12 protein-coding genes are annotated in these 17,189 nt (G+C 69.7%); 11 read left to right on the top strand and 1 reads right to left on the bottom strand.

The genetic code is table 11. From position 1 onward, the window contains the following. The first annotated feature begins 94 nt into the window (after positions 1-94). The 11 genes from P3G67_RS18640 to P3G67_RS18590 all read left to right on the top strand — a co-directional run bounded on the left by P3G67_RS18640 (position 95) and on the right by P3G67_RS18590 (position 15,618). Positions 95-2,719 carry a valine--tRNA ligase gene (locus P3G67_RS18640; protein WP_276094528.1) on the top strand — a complete coding sequence of 875 codons (2,625 nt, stop codon included), beginning with the start codon at positions 95-97 and terminating at the stop codon, positions 2,717-2,719. 91 nt (positions 2,720-2,810) lie between these two features. Beyond that, positions 2,811-4,325 (top strand): bifunctional tetrahydrofolate synthase/dihydrofolate synthase, encoded by a 1,515-nt coding sequence (gene folC, locus P3G67_RS18635; RefSeq protein ID WP_276094456.1) that lies wholly within the window; start codon positions 2,811-2,813, stop codon positions 4,323-4,325. A 6-nt stretch (positions 4,326-4,331) separates the two neighbouring features. After that, complete coding sequence (locus P3G67_RS18630; RefSeq protein ID WP_276094455.1) at positions 4,332-4,664, top strand: DUF4233 domain-containing protein; 333 nt, start codon at positions 4,332-4,334, stop codon at positions 4,662-4,664. A gap of 77 nt (positions 4,665-4,741) precedes the next feature. Then, complete coding sequence (gene ndk / locus P3G67_RS18625; RefSeq protein ID WP_269854009.1) at positions 4,742-5,155, top strand: nucleoside-diphosphate kinase; 414 nt, start codon at positions 4,742-4,744, stop codon at positions 5,153-5,155. Positions 5,156-5,435: 280 nt separating this feature from the next. Further along, positions 5,436-6,455 carry a rod shape-determining protein gene (locus P3G67_RS18620; RefSeq protein WP_255932338.1) on the top strand — a complete coding sequence of 340 codons (1,020 nt, stop codon included), beginning with the start codon at positions 5,436-5,438 and terminating at the stop codon, positions 6,453-6,455. Positions 6,456-6,643: 188 nt separating this feature from the next. Beyond that, positions 6,644-7,630, top strand: coding sequence for a rod shape-determining protein MreC (gene mreC / locus P3G67_RS18615; RefSeq protein WP_269854010.1), 987 nt, complete (start codon positions 6,644-6,646; stop codon positions 7,628-7,630). Positions 7,631-7,633: 3 nt separating this feature from the next. Then, positions 7,634-8,299 (top strand): rod shape-determining protein MreD, encoded by a 666-nt coding sequence (mreD, locus tag P3G67_RS18610; protein ID WP_276094454.1) that lies wholly within the window; start codon positions 7,634-7,636, stop codon positions 8,297-8,299. Between the two features lie 211 nt (positions 8,300-8,510). Continuing rightward, positions 8,511-10,736 carry a penicillin-binding protein 2 gene (gene mrdA / locus P3G67_RS18605; RefSeq protein ID WP_269854012.1) on the top strand — a complete coding sequence of 742 codons (2,226 nt, stop codon included), beginning with the start codon at positions 8,511-8,513 and terminating at the stop codon, positions 10,734-10,736. Beyond that, positions 10,733-11,938 carry a rod shape-determining protein RodA gene (gene rodA / locus P3G67_RS18600; RefSeq protein ID WP_276094453.1) on the top strand — a complete coding sequence of 402 codons (1,206 nt, stop codon included), beginning with the start codon at positions 10,733-10,735 and terminating at the stop codon, positions 11,936-11,938. The genes mrdA and rodA overlap by 4 nt, the downstream gene beginning before the upstream one ends. A 145-nt stretch (positions 11,939-12,083) precedes the next feature. Then, on the top strand, positions 12,084-13,592 hold the full coding sequence (locus P3G67_RS18595; protein WP_276094452.1) for a CYTH and CHAD domain-containing protein: 1,509 nt from the start codon (positions 12,084-12,086) through the stop codon (positions 13,590-13,592). A 73-nt stretch (positions 13,593-13,665) separates the two neighbouring features. Next, the gene (locus tag P3G67_RS18590) at positions 13,666-15,618 is read left to right on the top strand and encodes a TIGR03960 family B12-binding radical SAM protein (protein WP_276094451.1); all 1,953 of its coding nucleotides are present in this window, start codon (positions 13,666-13,668) and stop codon (positions 15,616-15,618) included. A gap of 353 nt (positions 15,619-15,971) precedes the next feature. On the opposite strand, the gene P3G67_RS18585 is transcribed toward P3G67_RS18590, so the two are convergent. Further along, complete coding sequence (locus tag P3G67_RS18585) at positions 15,972-17,057, bottom strand: methyltransferase domain-containing protein (RefSeq protein ID WP_276094450.1); 1,086 nt, start codon at positions 17,055-17,057, stop codon at positions 15,972-15,974. Between the last annotated feature and the right edge of the window lie 132 nt (positions 17,058-17,189).

Genomic DNA, 17,189 nt, shown 5'->3' with positions numbered 1-17,189 from the left:
TGGGCACGTCAAAAGCCGGGTCCTCGTCCTGTCAGCGGACCAAAGCCGTTCGGAGACCGGGCCGTGCCGCCCCTAGAATTGCCGCGTGACCGACATGAACCCGCGCCCCCTGGACGGGGCCAGCAGCAGCCCTGACAACCTGCCGACCCAGTACGTTCCGGCCGAGGTAGAGGGGAAGCTGTACGAGCGCTGGGTAGAGCGCGGTTACTTCGAGGCCGACGCCAAGAGCGACAAGCAGCCGTACGCCGTCGTTATCCCGCCGCCGAACGTCACCGGCAGCCTGCACCTGGGCCACGCCTTCGAGCACACGCTGATCGACGCCCTGACCCGCCGCAAGCGGATGCAGGGCTACGAGACGCTGTGGCAGCCGGGCATGGACCACGCCGGTATCGCCACCCAGAACGTGGTCGAGCGTGAGCTGGCCAAGGAGGGCAAGTCCCGGCACGACCTGGGCCGGGAGGCGTTCGTCGAGCGGGTGTGGCAGTGGAAGGCCGAGTCCGGCGGGCAGATCTCCGGCCAGATGCGCCGCCTCGGCGACGGCGTGGACTGGTCCCGTGAGCGGTTCACCATGGACGAGGGCCTCTCCCAGGCCGTCCAGACGATCTTCAAGAAGCTCTACGACGACGGGCTGATCTACCGCGCCGAGCGCATCATCAACTGGTGCCCGCGCTGTCTGACCGCCATCTCGGACATTGAGGTGGAGTACCAGGACGACGACGGCGAGCTGGTCTCGATCAAGTACGGCGACGGGGACGACGCCATCGTCGTGGCCACCACCCGGGCCGAGACGATGCTCGGCGACACCGCCGTCGCCGTCCACCCCGACGACGAGCGGTACAGGCACCTGGTCGGCCGTGAGATCGAGCTGCCGCTGACCGGCCGCCGGATCCCCGTCGTCGCCGACGCCCATGTGGACCCCGAGTTCGGCACCGGCGCGGTCAAGGTCACCCCGGCCCACGACCCCAACGACTTCGAGATCGGCCAGCGGCACAACCTGCCGTCGCTCAACGTGCTGGACGAGCACGGCATCATCACCGCGCACGGCCCCTTCCAGGGCCTGGACCGCTTCGAGGCCCGCTCCACGATCGTCGGCGCGCTGCGCGCCGAGGGCCGGATCGTCGCCGAGAAGCGCCCGTACACCCACTCCGTCGGGCACTGCTCGCGCTGCAAGACCACCATCGAGCCGCGGCTGTCGCTCCAGTGGTGGGTCAAGGTCGGCCCGCTGGCGCAGGCCGCCGGTGACGCGGTGCGCGACGGCCGGGTGAAGATCCACCCGAAGGAGATGGAGTCCCGCTACTTCGGCTGGGTCGACAACCTCCACGACTGGTGCATCTCACGGCAGTTGTGGTGGGGCCACCGCATTCCGGTCTGGTACGGGCCGAACGGCGAGGTCGTCTGCGTCGGCCCGAACGAGGAGCCGCCGACCGGTGACGGCTGGCACCAGGACACCGATGTGCTGGACACCTGGTTCTCCTCCGGGCTGTGGCCGTTCTCCACGCTCGGCTGGCCGGAGCGGACCGACAGCCTGGCGAAGTTCTATCCGAACTCCGCGCTGGTCACCGGCTACGACATCCTGTTCTTCTGGGTCGCCCGGATGATGATGTTCGGCCTGTACGCGATGGACGGCACGCCTCCGTTCCACACGATCGTGCTGCACGGCATGGTCCGCGACCAGTTCGGCAAGAAGATGTCGAAGTCCTTCGGCAACGCGGTCAACCCGCTGGACTGGATGGACGCCTACGGCTCCGACGCCGTCCGCTTCACCCTGGCCCGCGGCGCCAACCCCGGTGTGGACGTGCCGATCGGCGAGGACTGGGTGCAGGGCTCCCGCAACTTCGCCAACAAGATCTGGAACGCCACCCGCTTCGCGCTGATGAACGGCGCCACGGTCGAGGGCGAACTGCCGTCCGCCGAGCGGCAGTCGGCGACCGACCGGTGGATCCTGTCCCGGCTGAACTCGGTCGTCGCCGAGGTGGACGCGTACTACGACGACTACCAGTTCGCCAAGCTCTCCGACACCCTGTTCCACTTCGCCTGGGACGAGGTCTTCGACTGGTACGTGGAGCTGGTCAAGACCACGTTCGCGGCGGGTGGCGAGGCAGCCGACGTCTCGCGCCGCGTGCTGGGCGAGGTCCTGGACGTCACGCTGCGGCTGCTGCACCCGGTGGTGCCGTTCGTCACCGAGACGCTGTGGACCTCGCTGACCGGTGGCGAGTCGCTGGTCATCGCCGACTGGCCGAGCGACAGCGGCTTCCGCGACCGGGCCGCCGAGCAGGAGATCGCCACCCTCCAGCAGGTGATCACCGAGGTCCGCCGGTTCCGCTCCGACCAGGGCCTGCAGCCCGGCCAGCGGGTTCCCGCCCGGCTTGACCTGGACGGCACGCCGCTGGCGCCGCACGAGGAGGCCATCCGGTCGCTGCTGCGCCTGCAGCCCGCGGGCGAGGGCTTCCACGCCACCGCCTCGCTGCCGGTCGCGGGCGCCACGGTGGCGCTCGACCTGTCCGGCGCGATCGACTTCGCGGCGGAGCGCAAGCGGCTGACCAAGGACCTGGCCGCCGCCGAGAAGGAGCTGGCGCAGGCCAACGCGAAGCTGGGCAACGAGGCGTTCCTGGCCAAGGCGCCCGACCACGTGGTGGACAAGATCCGCGCCCGGCGGGAGGCCGCCGAGGCCGACATCGCCCGTATCGGCGCCCAGTTGGCGAACCTGCCGGAGGCCTGAGCGCCCCCGGTCCGCTGACGGTCAGGGCCCCCGAGCCTCCGCTCGGGGGCCTTGACCGTTTCTGTCAGTCCCCCTCCGTAGACTGGTCACCGTGAGCGAGCGCCCCCAAAACGATGCCCCCGACCCGGACGAGTTCGACGAGATCATGGCGAACGAGACCGACCGGGACCCCGACCTTGCCGTGATCGAGGCCGGAAGCCGGACGCTGCGCGCACAGGTCCCGCCGACCCCGCAGGACGACGCGCCCGCTGGGCCCAGGACGCCCGAGGAGGCGCAGGCGCTGCGCGAGGTGGAGGCGGAACTGGCGGGCCGCTGGCCGGAGACGAAGCTGGACCCGTCGCTGGACCGGATGGCCGCGCTGATGGACATCCTCGGCGAGCCCCAGCGCTCCTACCCGTCGATCCACATCACCGGCACCAACGGCAAGACCAGCACCGCCCGCATGATCGAGACGCTGCTGCGCGCCTTCGAGCTGCGGACCGGCCGCTACACCAGCCCGCACGTCCAGTCGGTGACCGAGCGGATCAGCCTGGACGGCGCGCCGATCTCCGTGGACCGGTTCGTCAGCACGTTCCAGGACATCAAACCGTACGTCGAGATGGTGGACGGCTCCCAGCCGCACCGGATGTCGTTCTTCGAGGTGCTCACGGGCATGGCGTACGCGGCCTTCGCCGACGCGCCGGTCGACGTGGCCGTCGTCGAGGTCGGCATGGGCGGCAGCTGGGACGCCACGAACGTGGTGGACGGCGGGGTCGCCGTGGTCACCCCGATAGCGCTGGACCACACCGACCGGCTGGGCGGGACGCCCGGCGAGATCGCGGTGGAGAAGTCCGGGGTGATCAAGCAGGGCGCCACGGTGGTGCTGGCCCAGCAGCCGGTCGACGCCGCGCAGGTGCTGCTGCGGCGCGCCGTGGAGGTGGACGCCACGGTGGCCAGGGAGGGCATGGAGTTCGGAGTGGCGTCCCGCGAGGTCGCGGTCGGCGGGCAGATGCTGACGCTGCGCGGGCTCGGCGGTGAGTACGAGCAGATCTTCCTGCCGCTGCACGGCGCACACCAGGCACACAACGCGGCGGTCGCGCTCGCCGCGGTAGAGGCGTTCTTCGGGGTCGGCTCCAGCAGGGCCGCCCGCCCGCTGGACATCGACACGGTGCGCGGCGCGTTCGCCTCGGTCACCTCGCCGGGCCGCCTGGAGGTCGTGCGCCGTAGCCCCACGGTGGTGCTGGACGCCGCGCACAACCCGGCCGGCGCCCAGGCGGCCGCCGAGGCGGTCCGGGAGGCCTTCGGCTTCACCCATCTGGTCGGGGTGATCGGCCCGAGCGGGGACAAGGACGTACGCGGGCTGCTGGAGGCCTTCGAGCCGATCTTCGCCGAGGTGGTGGTGACCCGGAACTCCAGTCACCGCTCGATGGACGTGGACGAGCTGGCGGCGATCGCGGTCGAGGTCTTCGGCTCCGAACGGGTGCAGGTCGAGCCGCGGTTGGACGACGCGCTTGAGGCGGCCATCACGCTGGCCGAGGAAGAGGGCGAGTACGCGGGCGCGGGCGTGCTGGTGGCCGGTTCCGTGATCACCGTTGGAGAGGCCCGGCTGCTGCTGGGCCGGAAGTGAGAGCCGATGAGAACGCTGTGTGCGAGCACCCTGATCGGTGAGGCCTTCGTCATCGGCCTGGCGGGGCTGGTCGCGATGAACCTCTCCGGCTATTCGACGGCCACCGTGTGGACGGTGTGCGGTGTCGCGATGGCGGTCTGCGTGCTGCTGTGCGGCGTGGTCACCAGGCCGGGCGCGGTGGCGGTCGGCTGGCTGCTCCAGGCCGGGCTGGTGGCCTCGGGCTTCGTGGTGTCCATGATGTTCTTCCTGGGCGCGGCGTTCGCCGGTCTGTGGTGGGCCGCGGTGCACTACGGAAGAAAGATCGACGAATTCAAAGCGAAGGTCGCGTCGACCGCGTAGCCGCTGGTCACGGGTGCCGGTTGGCCCGATAGGGTCAGTGCACCCGTGAAGCATCGTGTTATGCAAGGAGCCGCAGCATGAGCCAGCGCACCCTCGTCCTCCTCAAGCCGGACGCCGTACGGCGCGGCCTGGTCGGCGAGATCATCGGCCGGATCGAGCGCAAGGCCGGTTGGACCATCGGCGCGTTGGAACTGCGCACGCTGGAGCGCGCGACGCTGGAGCAGCACTACGCCGAGCACGTCGGCAAGCCGTTCTACGAGCCGCTGGTGGAGTTCATGTCGTCCGGCCCGTCCGTCGCCATGGTCGTGGAGGGGGAGCGGGTGATCGAGGGGCTGCGCGCGCTGGCCGGTCCGACCGACCCGATCGCCGCCGCGCCGGGGAGCATTCGTGGAGATTTCGGCACCATTGTGCGCGAAAACCTGATCCACGCGTCGGATTCCGTGGAGTCCGCGGAGCGTGAGATCAAGATTTTCTTCCCGGAACTCGGCTGACCCTGACTGACAATCCGTCATACGGCGACCGGCGGATTCCGGCCGCCGTAGGGCATATGCCGAGGATTTACGGGAACCAATAGCCCCGACACGTCGTCACCATTACAGGGGACGGCCGCGTGTTCTGCTGACAATGGCCGAGGCGTCCTCGCGCCCGGTCCCACGGGCGCACTTAAGATGGACCCGCCGCTACGGACCCCGCAGCACATCGCACCTCCGCGCCCTCAAGTCCCCATCGCTCCAGCTCGGGAAGGCCAGACGTATCCTCATGGCGAACAACATGTCGTTCATCGGCCGTGACATGGCTGTCGACCTCGGCACCGCCAACACGCTGGTGTACGTCAGGGGTCGCGGGATCGTCCTCAATGAACCGTCTGTCGTCGCCATCAACACCAACACCGGCGGCATCCTGGCGGTCGGCGCCGAAGCCAAGAAGATGATCGGCCGCACTCCTGGCAACATCGTTGCGGTCCGCCCGCTCAAGGACGGCGTGATCGCGGACTTCGAGATCACGGAGCGGATGCTCCGTTATTTCATCCTCAAGATCCACAAGCGGCGTTATCTGGCCCGCCCACGCGTGGTGGTCTGTGTGCCCTCCGGCATCACCGGAGTTGAGCGGCGCGCCGTGATCGAGGCGTCCAGCCAGGCTGGTGCCCGCCAGGTGCACATCATCGAGGAGCCGATGGCGGCGGCGATCGGCGCGGGACTGCCGGTGCACGAGGCCACCGGCAACATGGTGGTCGACATCGGCGGCGGTACCACCGAGGTCGCCGTGATCTCGCTGGGCGGCATCGTCACCGCGCAGTCGATCCGGGTGGCGGGCGACGAGCTGGACAACGCGATCATCCAGCACATCAAGAAGGAGTACAGCCTGTTGCTCGGCGAGCGCACCGCCGAGCAGATCAAGATCACCATCGGCTCGGCCTATGACTTCGACAAGGACGAGCACACCGAGATCCGTGGCCGCGACCTGGTCAGCGGACTGCCCAAGACCGTGGTCATCTCCGCCGCGGAGGTCCGCAAGGCGATCGAGGAGCCCGTGAACGCGATCGTGGACGCGGTCAAGACCACCCTCGACAAGTGCCCGCCGGAGCTGTCCGGCGACATCATGGACCGCGGCATCGTCCTCACCGGCGGCGGCGCCATGCTGCGCGGCCTGGACGAGCGGCTGCGGCGCGAGACCGGAATGCCCATCCACATCGCCGAGGACCCGCTGGACTCGGTCGCCCTCGGTTCCGGCAAGTGCGTCGAGGAGTTCGAGGCGCTCCAGCAGGTGCTGGACGCCCAGCCCCGCCGCTAGCGCAGGGGCGATCCGCCGTACGGGTGACTGCCCGGCCCGGCGGCGGATCGTTTCCCAACCGACGGTTCCTCGGCACGGACCGTTCGGCAGCACGACAAGGACAGACCCCAGGTTCGCCAGGTACCACATCGCTGACCGGTCGAAGCCCGTAGCCGACCGGTCCCACGAGGAAGGCACGGCCGCCGCACGTGAGGGACACACGAGAGAGCAGGTTGCTCTTGGTCCTACTGGTCGCCATCGCGTTCGCGCTGATCACCGTGGACATCCGCGGCGGCGACCAGTCTCCGCTGGATGGTGTGCGGTCCGCCGCCGCCTCTGTCTTCGGCCCGGTGGAGAACGGGGTCGCCTCCGCCGTCAATCCGGTCGGCAACGCCATAGAGGCGGTACGGGACTCCGGCGCCCGGCACGACAGGATCGCCCAACTCCAGCAGGAGAACGAGGAGCTGAAGCAGAAGCTCGGCAGCAGCGACATCACCCGCAACCGCGCCGCCGAACTCGACAAGCTGCTCAAGACCGCCGGAGCGGGCCAGTACGGCATCAAGGCCGCCCAGGTCGTCGCCATAGGAGCCACCCAGGGCTTCTCCTGGACGGTCACCATCGACGCTGGAAGCAACGACGGCATCCAGCGCGACCAGACCGTCATCAACGGCGACGGCCTGGTCGGCCGGGTCACCACAGTGGCTCCGTCCACCTCCACCGTGCTGCTCGCCATCGACCCCGACTTCACGGTCGGCGCCCGGATGGAGAAGTCGATGGAACTCGGCTTCAGCACCGGCCAGGGCGACCGCCCGATGCGCGTCCAACTGCTCGACGGCAAGGCCAATGTGAAGCCGGGCGACCGCATGGTCACCTTCGGCTCGCAGGGCGACAAGCCGTTCGTGCCGGGCGTGCCGCTCGGCCAGGTCGTCGCGCTCGACCCGGGCGCGGGCGGACTGACCAGGGCCGTCGAGGTCCAGCCGTTCGTCGCCTTCAGCAGGCTGGACATCGTGGGCGTCGTGGTGGTGCCGCCGCGTCGGGACCCGCGCGACACCGTGCTGCCGCCCGCCCCGAAGGCGGTGCCCACCCCGACGGTCACCGTCACCGTGTCCCCGAGCGCCTCCGGATCCGCGTCGCCCTCGTCCTCCGGTTCACCGTCTTCCGCCGGGTCACCGTCCCCGTCCCCGTCTGCGAGCTGACCGATGCGCATCAACCGGATCCTGCTCACCGCCGTCCTGGTGGTGGTCACCCTCGTCTTCCAGGTCAGCGTGCTCGCCCGGCTCCATCTGCCGGGCGCGGTACCCGACCTGATGCTGCTCGTCGTCCTCGGCCTGGCCCTCACCTACGGCCATGTCGGCGGCTGTCTGGTCGGCTTCGGCGCGGGACTGCTCTCCGACCTGGCCCCGCCCGCCGACCACGCCGCCGGGCGGTACGCCCTGGTGCTGTGCGTCATCGGCTACCTCGCCGGGCTCGCCAAGCCCGATAGCGGCCAACTGCGGTCCGCGGTCATGCCAATGGTGGTGGTCGGCGCCGCGGCGATCGGCTCCACACTGCTGTACGCCGGGGTGGGCGCGCTGGTCGGCGACACCGCGGCGCGCCATGTCGGCATGGTCAAGCTGCTGTTCACCGCCACGGTCTACGACCTGCTGCTCGCGCCGTTCACCGTGCCCTGGATCATGGCCCTGGCCCGGCGGGTGGAGAACGATCCGGTCGCCGGGGACACTTCCGGCGGCCCCGGCATCGGCCCGTACCGCTGGCTCACACCCGGAACCCCGCGGAACTTCCGCCCGGGCCGGGGCGGCCGACTGTCCCGCCCGGGCCTCGGCGGCCAGCGCGGCGGCCTGCTGAAGGGAGGCCGGAAGCTGTGACTTCCCTCCCGCCGCCCGCCACCACCCTCAACCGGGGCCCTGCGGGCCGCTGCGCCGTTTTCCCGCCGCCCGCCACCACCCTCAACCGGGGCCCTGCGGGCCGCTGCGCCGTTTTCCCGCCGCCCGCCACCACCCTCAACCGGGGCCCCGCGGGCCGCTGCGCCGTTTTCCCGTCGCCCGCCATCGTCCTCGAAGGAGGCGCCGCGCGCCGATGAGCAATATCCCCGAGACCGGCCGCACCCAGCGCGTCACCATCCGGCTGATCATCCTGCAGATCCTGGTCGTCTCACTGCTGCTCACCCTCGGCGGACGGCTGTGGTACCTCCAGATCCGCAACGGCCAGCAGTACACCCAGGAAGCCGACAGCAACCACATCCAGGAAGTCGTCGACCCGGCGGTACGCGGCCAGATCCTCGACGCGCGCGGCGTCCCGCTGGCCGACAACCAGACCCGACTGGTCGTCACCGTCAGCCGTACCGACATCATGAAGATGAAGGACGGCGGCAAGGCCGTGCTCACCCGGCTCGCGGGCGTGCTCGGCATGAAGTACCAGGACGTCGCCGACAAGGTCCGGCTCTGCGACGCCAAGACCCCGCGGCCGTGCTGGAACGGCTCGCCCTACCAGCCGATCCCGATCACCGACACGGCCACCACCCAGCAGGCGCTGCAGATCATGGAGCGCCGCGAGGACTTCCCCGGCATCGCCGCGCAGCCCACCGCGGTACGCCGCTACCCGGGCCCGGACGGCTCCAACACCGCCCAGGTACTGGGCTACCTCTCGCCGGTCACCGACGACGAGATCCAGGCGTCGATGAAGAACGGGCAGCCCACCCTGCAGCGCTCCGACCAGGTGGGCCGCTCAGGGCTTGAGCACACCTACGACAGCGAACTGCGCGGCAAGGCCGGTGTCACCCGGTACGAGGTGGACAACCGCGGCCGGGTCATCGGCAACGCGGGCGACACCCCGCCGCAGCCCGGCGACTCGATAGTGACCAGCATCGACTCCCGGGTCCAGGCGATCACCGAGAAGCAGCTCGCCGCCGCGATGCAGGACGCCCGCAACACCTACGACACCGTCACCCACGAGAACTACAAGGCCGACTCCGGCGCCGCCGTGGTGATGGACGTACACACCGGCCAGGTCATCGCGATGGCCAGCGCGCCCACGTACGACCCCAACGAGTGGGTGGGCGGCATCTCCGCCAAGGACTACGCCGCGCTCACCGGCAAGGACTCCGACTACCCGCTGCTCAACAGGGCCACACAGGGACAGTCGGCGCCGGGTTCGACCTTCAAGGTCATCTCCACCTCGGCGGCGGTCAACGCCGGGTACGACATCAACGGTCACTACTCCTGCCCGTCGAGCATGTCCATCGGCGGCCAGCTGTTCAAGAACTTCGAGGGCGAGCAGGCGGGCGACATCAGCCTGGCCCACGCCCTGGAGATCTCCTGCGACACCGTCTTCTACGGGCTCTCCTACGACCAGTGGCTCAAGGACGGCGGCAACAACCCCAAGAACCCGAAGGACTGGTTCTACAAGACGGCCCACCAGTTCGGGCTCGGCGCCAAGACCGGCATCGACCTGCCGGGCGAGGTCCCCGGTCGCGTTCCGGACCGCCAGTGGAAGCAGGCGGAGTACGACGCGATGAAGAAGTCCTGGTGCGCCCAGGCCGCGTCCGGCAAGCACGACTACGCCACCGACATCGCCCGCGAGGACTGCGTCGACGGCAACCGGATGCGCGCCGGTGACTCCGTCAACTACGCGATCGGCCAGGGCGACACGCTCGTCACCCCGATCCAGATGGCCAAGATCTACTCCGCCATCGCCAACGGCGGCACCCTCTACCAGCCGACCATCGGCAAGGCCGTCGTCAGCCCGGACGGCAAGCACATCCAGCAGATCGACCCGAAGTCGGTCGGCAAGCTGCCCGACTCGCCGCAGACCATCCACTACATCGACGACGCGCTGGCCGGGGTGATCACCAGCGGTACCGCAGCCTGGAAGTTCGGCGGCTGGCCGCAGGACAAGATCACCCTGCACGCCAAGACCGGTACCGCGGAGGTCTACGGCAAGCAGACCACCTCGTGGTTCGCGACGTACAGCAAGGACTACGCGATCGTGATGACCATCTCCCAGGGTGGTACCGGTTCCGGTGGTTCCGGTCAGGCGGTGCGCAACATCTACTCGGCGCTGTACGGCGTCCAGCCGGACGGGTCGATCGACCCCAAGAAGGGTTTGCTGCCCACCCCGCAGCAGAGCCTGCCGAAGTTCGGCCCGGACGGACTGGTCCAGCAGGCCGCCCTGACCACCCCCGACCCGACCCAGTTCGCCTACCCGGGCAACGACTCCAGCGTCCCCGGCCAGCCGGCCACGCTGGACGCGCTGGCCCCGGAGCGCAACGAGAAGCTGCTGCTCGGGCGGAGGTACCTCGCATGACGAGCAGCAGCTTCAGCGGCTACTCGATCCGCCGGTTCACCCCGGAGCGCTCCACGCTGGGCAAGCTGTTGGCCCGGGACTCGGTGGTGCGGCGGATGGACTGGATACTGGTCGCAGCCGCCATAGCGCTGTCCGCGGTCGGCTCGCTGCTCGTCTGGTCGGCGACGCGCGGCCGTACCTCCATCAACCACGGCGATCCGCAGTACTTCCTGATCCGCCATCTGATGAACCTGGCCATAGGGATCGCGCTCGCGATCGGCACCGTCGTGGTCGGCCACCGCAGGGTGCGCGGGATCATCCCGATCTTCTACGCCGTGTCGATCCTGCTGCTGCTCGCGGTGCTGTCACCGCTCGGCTCCACGGTCAACGGCGCGCACTCGTGGATCGTCATCGGCGGCGGATTCTCCTTGCAGCCCTCGGAGTTCGCCAAGATCACCATCGTGCTGGGCATGGCGATGATCCTGTCCGCACGGGTGGACGCGGGCGACCAGCTGCACCCCGACAGCCGCACGGTGCTCCAGGCCCTCGGCCTGGCCGTCGTGCCGATGTGCGTCATCCTGCTGATGCCGGACCTCGGCTCGACCATGGTCATCGTGGTGACGGTACTGGGCGTGCTGCTCGCCTCCGGCGCGTCCAACCGCTGGGTCTTCGGGCTGCTGGCCGTCGGCGCGGCGGGAGCGGTGGCGGTCTGGCAGCTCCATCTGCTCAGCAAGTACCAGATCGACCGCTTCGCGGCCTTCGCCAACCCGGCCCTGGACCCGTCGGGCGTCGGCTACAACACCGCGCAGGCGCGCATCGCGATCGGCTCCGGCGGACTGCTGGGCAAGGGTCTCTTCCACGGCACGCAGACCACCGGTCAGTTCGTCCCCGAGCAGCAGACCGACTTCGTGTTCACCGTGGCGGGGGAGGAGTTGGGCTTCGTCGGCGCGGGACTGATCATCCTGCTGGTCGGCATCATCCTGTGGCGGGCCTGCCGGATCTCCCGGCAGGCCACGGACCTGTACGGCACGATCATCGCGGCCGGGATAGTGGCCTGGTTCGCCTTCCAGTCGTTCGAGAACATCGGGATGACGCTGGGCATCATGCCCGTGGCGGGAATCCCGCTGCCGTTCGTCTCGTACGGCGGATCATCGATGTTCGCGGTGTGGATCGGCGTCGGCCTGCTCCAGTCGGTACGGATGCAGCGCCCCGTCTCGGCTTAGCGGAGACGTCCTTCCCGCCGCGGTGGCGGGGAGCCCCCGCAGCGCGGTCCGGGCGGTGCCGAACACGCCGCCACCACCGCGCGAACCGGCCCGAGCCGTTCCCGACGCCATTGCCGGGGACGGCGAGGGCAACTACCGTCCAGGCATGGGGAAGCGTCTGCGGGAGACCGAGCGCACGTACGAGGCCGGGGACGGGGCCGCCGAGCCCGACCTGTCGGGGTTGCCCGCCGTCGCCTCGGTGCGCCTGCTGAACCCGGCCGAGCTCGACGCCGTCTACTTTGACACCCCCGACCTGGCGCTCGCCGCCCGCCGCATCACCCTGCGCCGTAGAACCGGCGGCGACGACGCCGGATGGCACCTCAAGCTCCCCACCGCCCAGGCCGACACCCGTACCGAGGTGCACGCCCCGCTCGGCCGGGGCCGCCGCACCGTGCCCCCGGCCCTGCTCACCGAGGTCCTCGTGTACACCCGGGGCCGCCCGCTCGTCCCCGTCGTACGGCTGCGCAACCACCGCGAACGCTGCCAACTGCTGGACGCCGACGGCACCCCGCTCGCCGAGATCGCCCATGACCACGTCACCGCCGAGTACCCCGACGAGCGCGACCCGCTGTCCTGGACGGAGACCGAGGTGGAACTCCTCGGCGGGAAGCCGAAGTTGCTCGACGCCGTGGAGGAACGGCTGACCGCCGCGGGCTACCGCCGCTCCGCCCACCCCTCGAAACTGCTGCACGCCCTCGGCGACCGCGTCCCACCCGCCCCACCGGCCCCGCCCGACACCATCTCCACCGCGGGCGACGCCGCCCTGACCTACCTCCACGAGCAGGTACGGGCGATCGCGGCGTACGACCCGGCGGTGCGCCGCGACGAGCCCGACGCCGTGCACCAGATGCGGGTCGCCACCCGCCGTCTGCGCAGCGCCTTCAAGACCTACGGCCGGGAACTCGACCGCGCCGTCACCGACCCCATCGGCGACGAGCTGAAGTGGCTGGCCGAAGTCCTCGGCCTGGAACGGGACCGCGAGGTGCTCGCCGAGCGGCTGGCCGAACGCGGCGCGGAGCTGGACCCCGACCTGCGCACCGAGCAGCTGTGCGACCGGATCCGCGGCCCGCAGGCCGCCGCCCGTAGCAGCGCCCGCCGCCAACTGCTGCGGCAACTGTGCGAGGAGCGTTACTTCGCCCTGCTCGACCGCCTCGACGCGCTGCTGGCCGCCCCGCCACTGCGCGACCCCGCCCAGCGCCCAGCTGAGGAGGCGGTGCGCCGGGCGGTGCGCCGCGACCACCGTCGCCTGGCTCGCCGGGTGGCCGAGTCGCTGGCGCTGCCCCCCGGCACCGGCCGCGACCTCGCCCTGCACGAGGCCCGCAAGGCGGCCAAGCGGGCCAGATACGCGGCCGAGTCCGCCCGACCCGTTCTCGGCAAGCCAGCCGAGCGGCACCGCGCCCGGCTCGCCGCACTGCAGAAACTGCTCGGCGAGCACCAGGACAGCGTGATGTGCCGGGCGGCGATCCGGCGGCTCGCCGACACGGCCCGCCGCGCCGGCGAGGACACCTTCCCGTACGGGGCGCTGCACCAGATGGAGCGGGAACGCGCCGGTGCGGTGGAGGCCGCCCTGCCCAAGGCATGGGGCGAAACGGACCGGGGCCCGCTCGCGGGCTGAGGCGTGGGCGGGACTCGGTTACGCTGGATGGTCACCCCTGCCAGCTCACGAGAGACAGTCGAGAGACCCCAAGATGCCTGTCGAGTCGGTCTTCCCGCGCCTGGAAGCGCTTCTCCCACATGTCCAGAAGCCCATCCAGTACGTCGGCGGAGAGCTCAACTCCACCGTCAAGGACTGGGACGCCTGTGATGTGCGCTGGTCACTGATGTACCCCGACGCGTATGAGGTGGGGCTGCCCAACCAGGGCGTCATGATCCTCTACGAGGTGCTCAACGAGCGCGAGGGCGTGCTGGCCGAGCGCACCTACAGCGTCTGGCCGGACCTTGAGGCTCTGATGCGCGAGCACGGCGTTCCGCAGTTCACCGTGGACGCGCACCGCCCGGTGCGGGCCTTCGACGTGCTCGGGGTGTCCTTCTCCACCGAGCTGGGCTACACCAACCTGCTCACGGCGCTCGACCTGTCCGGCATCCCGCTGGAGGCCAAGGACCGCACCCTGGACGACCCGATCGTGCTCGCGGGCGGCCACGCGGCCTTCAATCCCGAGCCGATCGCCGACTTCATCGACGCCGCCGTCATCGGCGACGGCGAGCAGGCCGTGCTGGAGATGACCGACGTCATCCGGGCCTGGAAGGCCGAGGGCCGCCCGGGCGGGCGTGACGAGCTGCTGCTGCGGCTGGCCAAGACCGGCGGGGTGTACGTACCGAAGTTCTACGACGTGGAGTACCTGCCGGACGGCCGGATCGCCCGTGTCGTGCCGAACGCCTCCGGCGTGCCCTGGCGGGTCTCCAAGCACACCGTGATGGACCTCGACGAGTGGCCGTACCCCAAGCAGCCGCTGGTCCCGCTGGCCGAGACGGTCCACGAGCGGATGTCGGTGGAGATCTTCCGCGGCTGCACCCGCGGCTGCCGCTTCTGCCAGGCTGGGATGATCACCCGTCCGGTGCGTGAGCGCAGCATCACCGGCATCGGCGAGATGGTCGACAAGGGCCTGAAGGCCACCGGCTTCGAGGAGGTCGGCCTGCTGTCGCTGTCCTCCGCCGACCACAGCGAGATCGGCGAGGTGGCCAAGGGCCTCGCCGACCGCTACGAGGACGACAAGATCGGCCTGTCGCTGCCGTCCACCCGGGTGGACGCCTTCAACATCGACCTGGCCAACGAGCTGACCAGGAACGGCCGCCGGTCCGGTCTGACCTTCGCTCCCGAGGGCGGCTCGGAGCGGATCCGCAAGGTCATCAACAAGATGGTCTCCGAAGAGGACCTGATCCGTACCGTCGCCACCGCGTACGGCAACGGCTGGCGGCAGGTGAAGCTGTACTTCATGTGCGGCCTGCCGACCGAGACCGACGAGGACGTGCTGCAGATCGCGGACATGGCGACCAAGGTGATCGCCAAGGGCCGTGAGGTGTCCGGGTCCAACGACATCCGCTGCACGGTGTCCATCGGCGGCTTCGTGCCCAAGCCGCACACCCCCTTCCAGTGGGCGCCCCAGCTGTCCGCCGAGGAGACCGACGCCCGACTGGAGAAGCTGCGCGACAAGATCCGCGGCGACAAGAAGTACGGCCGCTCGATCGGCTTCCGCTACCACGACGGCAAGCCCGGCATCGTGGAGGGCCTGCTCTCCCGCGGCGACCGCCGGATCGGCGCGGTCATCCGCGCGGTGTACGAGGACGGCGGCCGGTTCGACGGCTGGCGCGAGTACTTCAGCTACGACCGCTGGATGGAGTGCGCCGAGAAGGCGCTGCCGGAGTACGGCGTGGACGTCGACTGGTACACCACCCGCGAGCGCGGCTACGAGGAGGTCCTGCCCTGGGACCACCTCGACTCCGGCCTGGACAAGGACTGGCTGTGGGAGGACTGGCAGGACGCCCTCGACGAGACCGAGGTCGAGGACTGCCGCTGGACCCCGTGCTTCGACTGCGGCGTGTGCCCGCAGATGGACACCCACATCCAGATCGGCCCCACGGGCAGGAAGCTGCTGCCGCTGACCGTGAAGAACGCCGCGACCAGCGGTGACGCGACTTCATGAGTGACGCTATGAAACGCGTCACAGATGCGCTCGCAGATCTATCGGAGGCTGAGGCAGCCGAGATCTTGGCGAACCTGGGGGTGCGCGCGCGGGAGTCGAAGCGCGTGGCGGCCCCTAGGACACCTCTCCCAGACCTCGGGGAGCGCCCCGGCATCTATAGCGAGGTCGAGTGGGTGTGACGCCGTAGCAGGGCGCTCGGAGCCCACGACGGCCCATGTGCGCCCAGGGAGCTTGTAGCGCGTGCAGACAGCAGGAGGTCCCGGCGGTCCCACAGGGAAGGGACGGACAGCCGGGACCCCTCGCCGTTCCTGGTAGGGCGATCTACGTTCAGCCCGACCGGGGGAGTCATTCATTCACTCGGTGGGCAGTGGCCAGGAAGGGCCGTTCGGCTCGTGGTACCAGACCCGCTGACTGCCCGGAGTGATCGTTAGCCCGAAGTCTTCTCGGGCAGGAGCACCAGCCGGGAAGATCAAGGCCAGTTCCTCAACCGTGTCCCAGAGCCTCTGGGGGCCGATTTGCCGGACCTTCCCCTCGACGTGGGCGCTGGCAGTGGAGCCGTCCTCCGTCCACAGTCCGACGCTGGTCAGGTTGCCGTCGTCGTCCCGCCAGGAGCACGAGTTGTAGCCGGGAAGCGCGAGAGACATCGGGAACTTGAGCCGGTTGAGTACGTCCTTCGCGGGGACCGTCGTCTCCTCGGCGGGTTGGCTTTCTAGGCCCGCGAAGTCTGGAGCCTTGCTGGGGGTGCGGCGCGGCACGAAGTGCGCGGGCGTCGAGATGAACCGTCCGGTCGCCTCGCCGTTGTTCGAGACGGTTACTCGCGCGACCCCGAAGCCGATCGGGGCGACGATGACCGAGCCCTCGCGTGCCTGCTCTAGCAGCGCGGGCGGGATGCAGCGGAGCCCAGCCGTGGCGATGATGCGGTCATACGGCGCTCGTGCCGGGTAACCCTCCGCTCCATCCCCGGCGAAGACGAGGGGGCGGTACTGGCTCTTGGCCAGGCGCTCGCGGGCGAGGTGTACCAAGTCCGGGTCAACGTCCACGCTGACCACGTTGTCGCTGCCCAGGCGCGACGCGAGCAATGCCGCGTTGTACCCGGTACCGGTGCCCAGCTCGTACACGGTGTGGCCGACTTCTGTGTCCAGTGCGTTGAGCATGGTCAGCATCAGTTGGGGCTCGCTCGAAGACGAGGTGGGGATGCCGCGCTCGTCCAGTTGCGTCGTCAGCGCCGTGTCCGAGTACACGGTCTCCAGGTAGCCCGTATCTCCCTCGGAGACCCCCTGCCACCGGCCTTGATCGTCCTGCCGGTAGAAGGTGGGGGTGAAGAGGTGCCGTGGCACGGTGGCGAAGGCGGCCAGCCATTCGCTTTGGTGCCCCTCGCCAAGGGCGGCAGCGAACTTCGCGCGCAGCTCGGCCGTTGCGCTGTTGTTCGGTCCGATCATGTAGTGGTCCTACCTTTCAAGGCATGGGTCTGATCTGGTCATTCGTAAGATCGGAGGGCCCAGGGGCTCTGGGTATGGCTGTCATGTGGGCGCCGTTGGCAAGGCTCAAGGGACTTGGCCGCCCGGAGCCCC

The sequence above is a fragment of the Streptomyces silvisoli genome (assembly GCF_029269905.1).
GTDB classification, from domain to species: Bacteria; Actinomycetota; Actinomycetes; order Streptomycetales; family Streptomycetaceae; genus Streptantibioticus_A; species Streptantibioticus_A silvisoli_A.
This window is presented reverse-complemented; position numbering and strand designations above follow the sequence as displayed.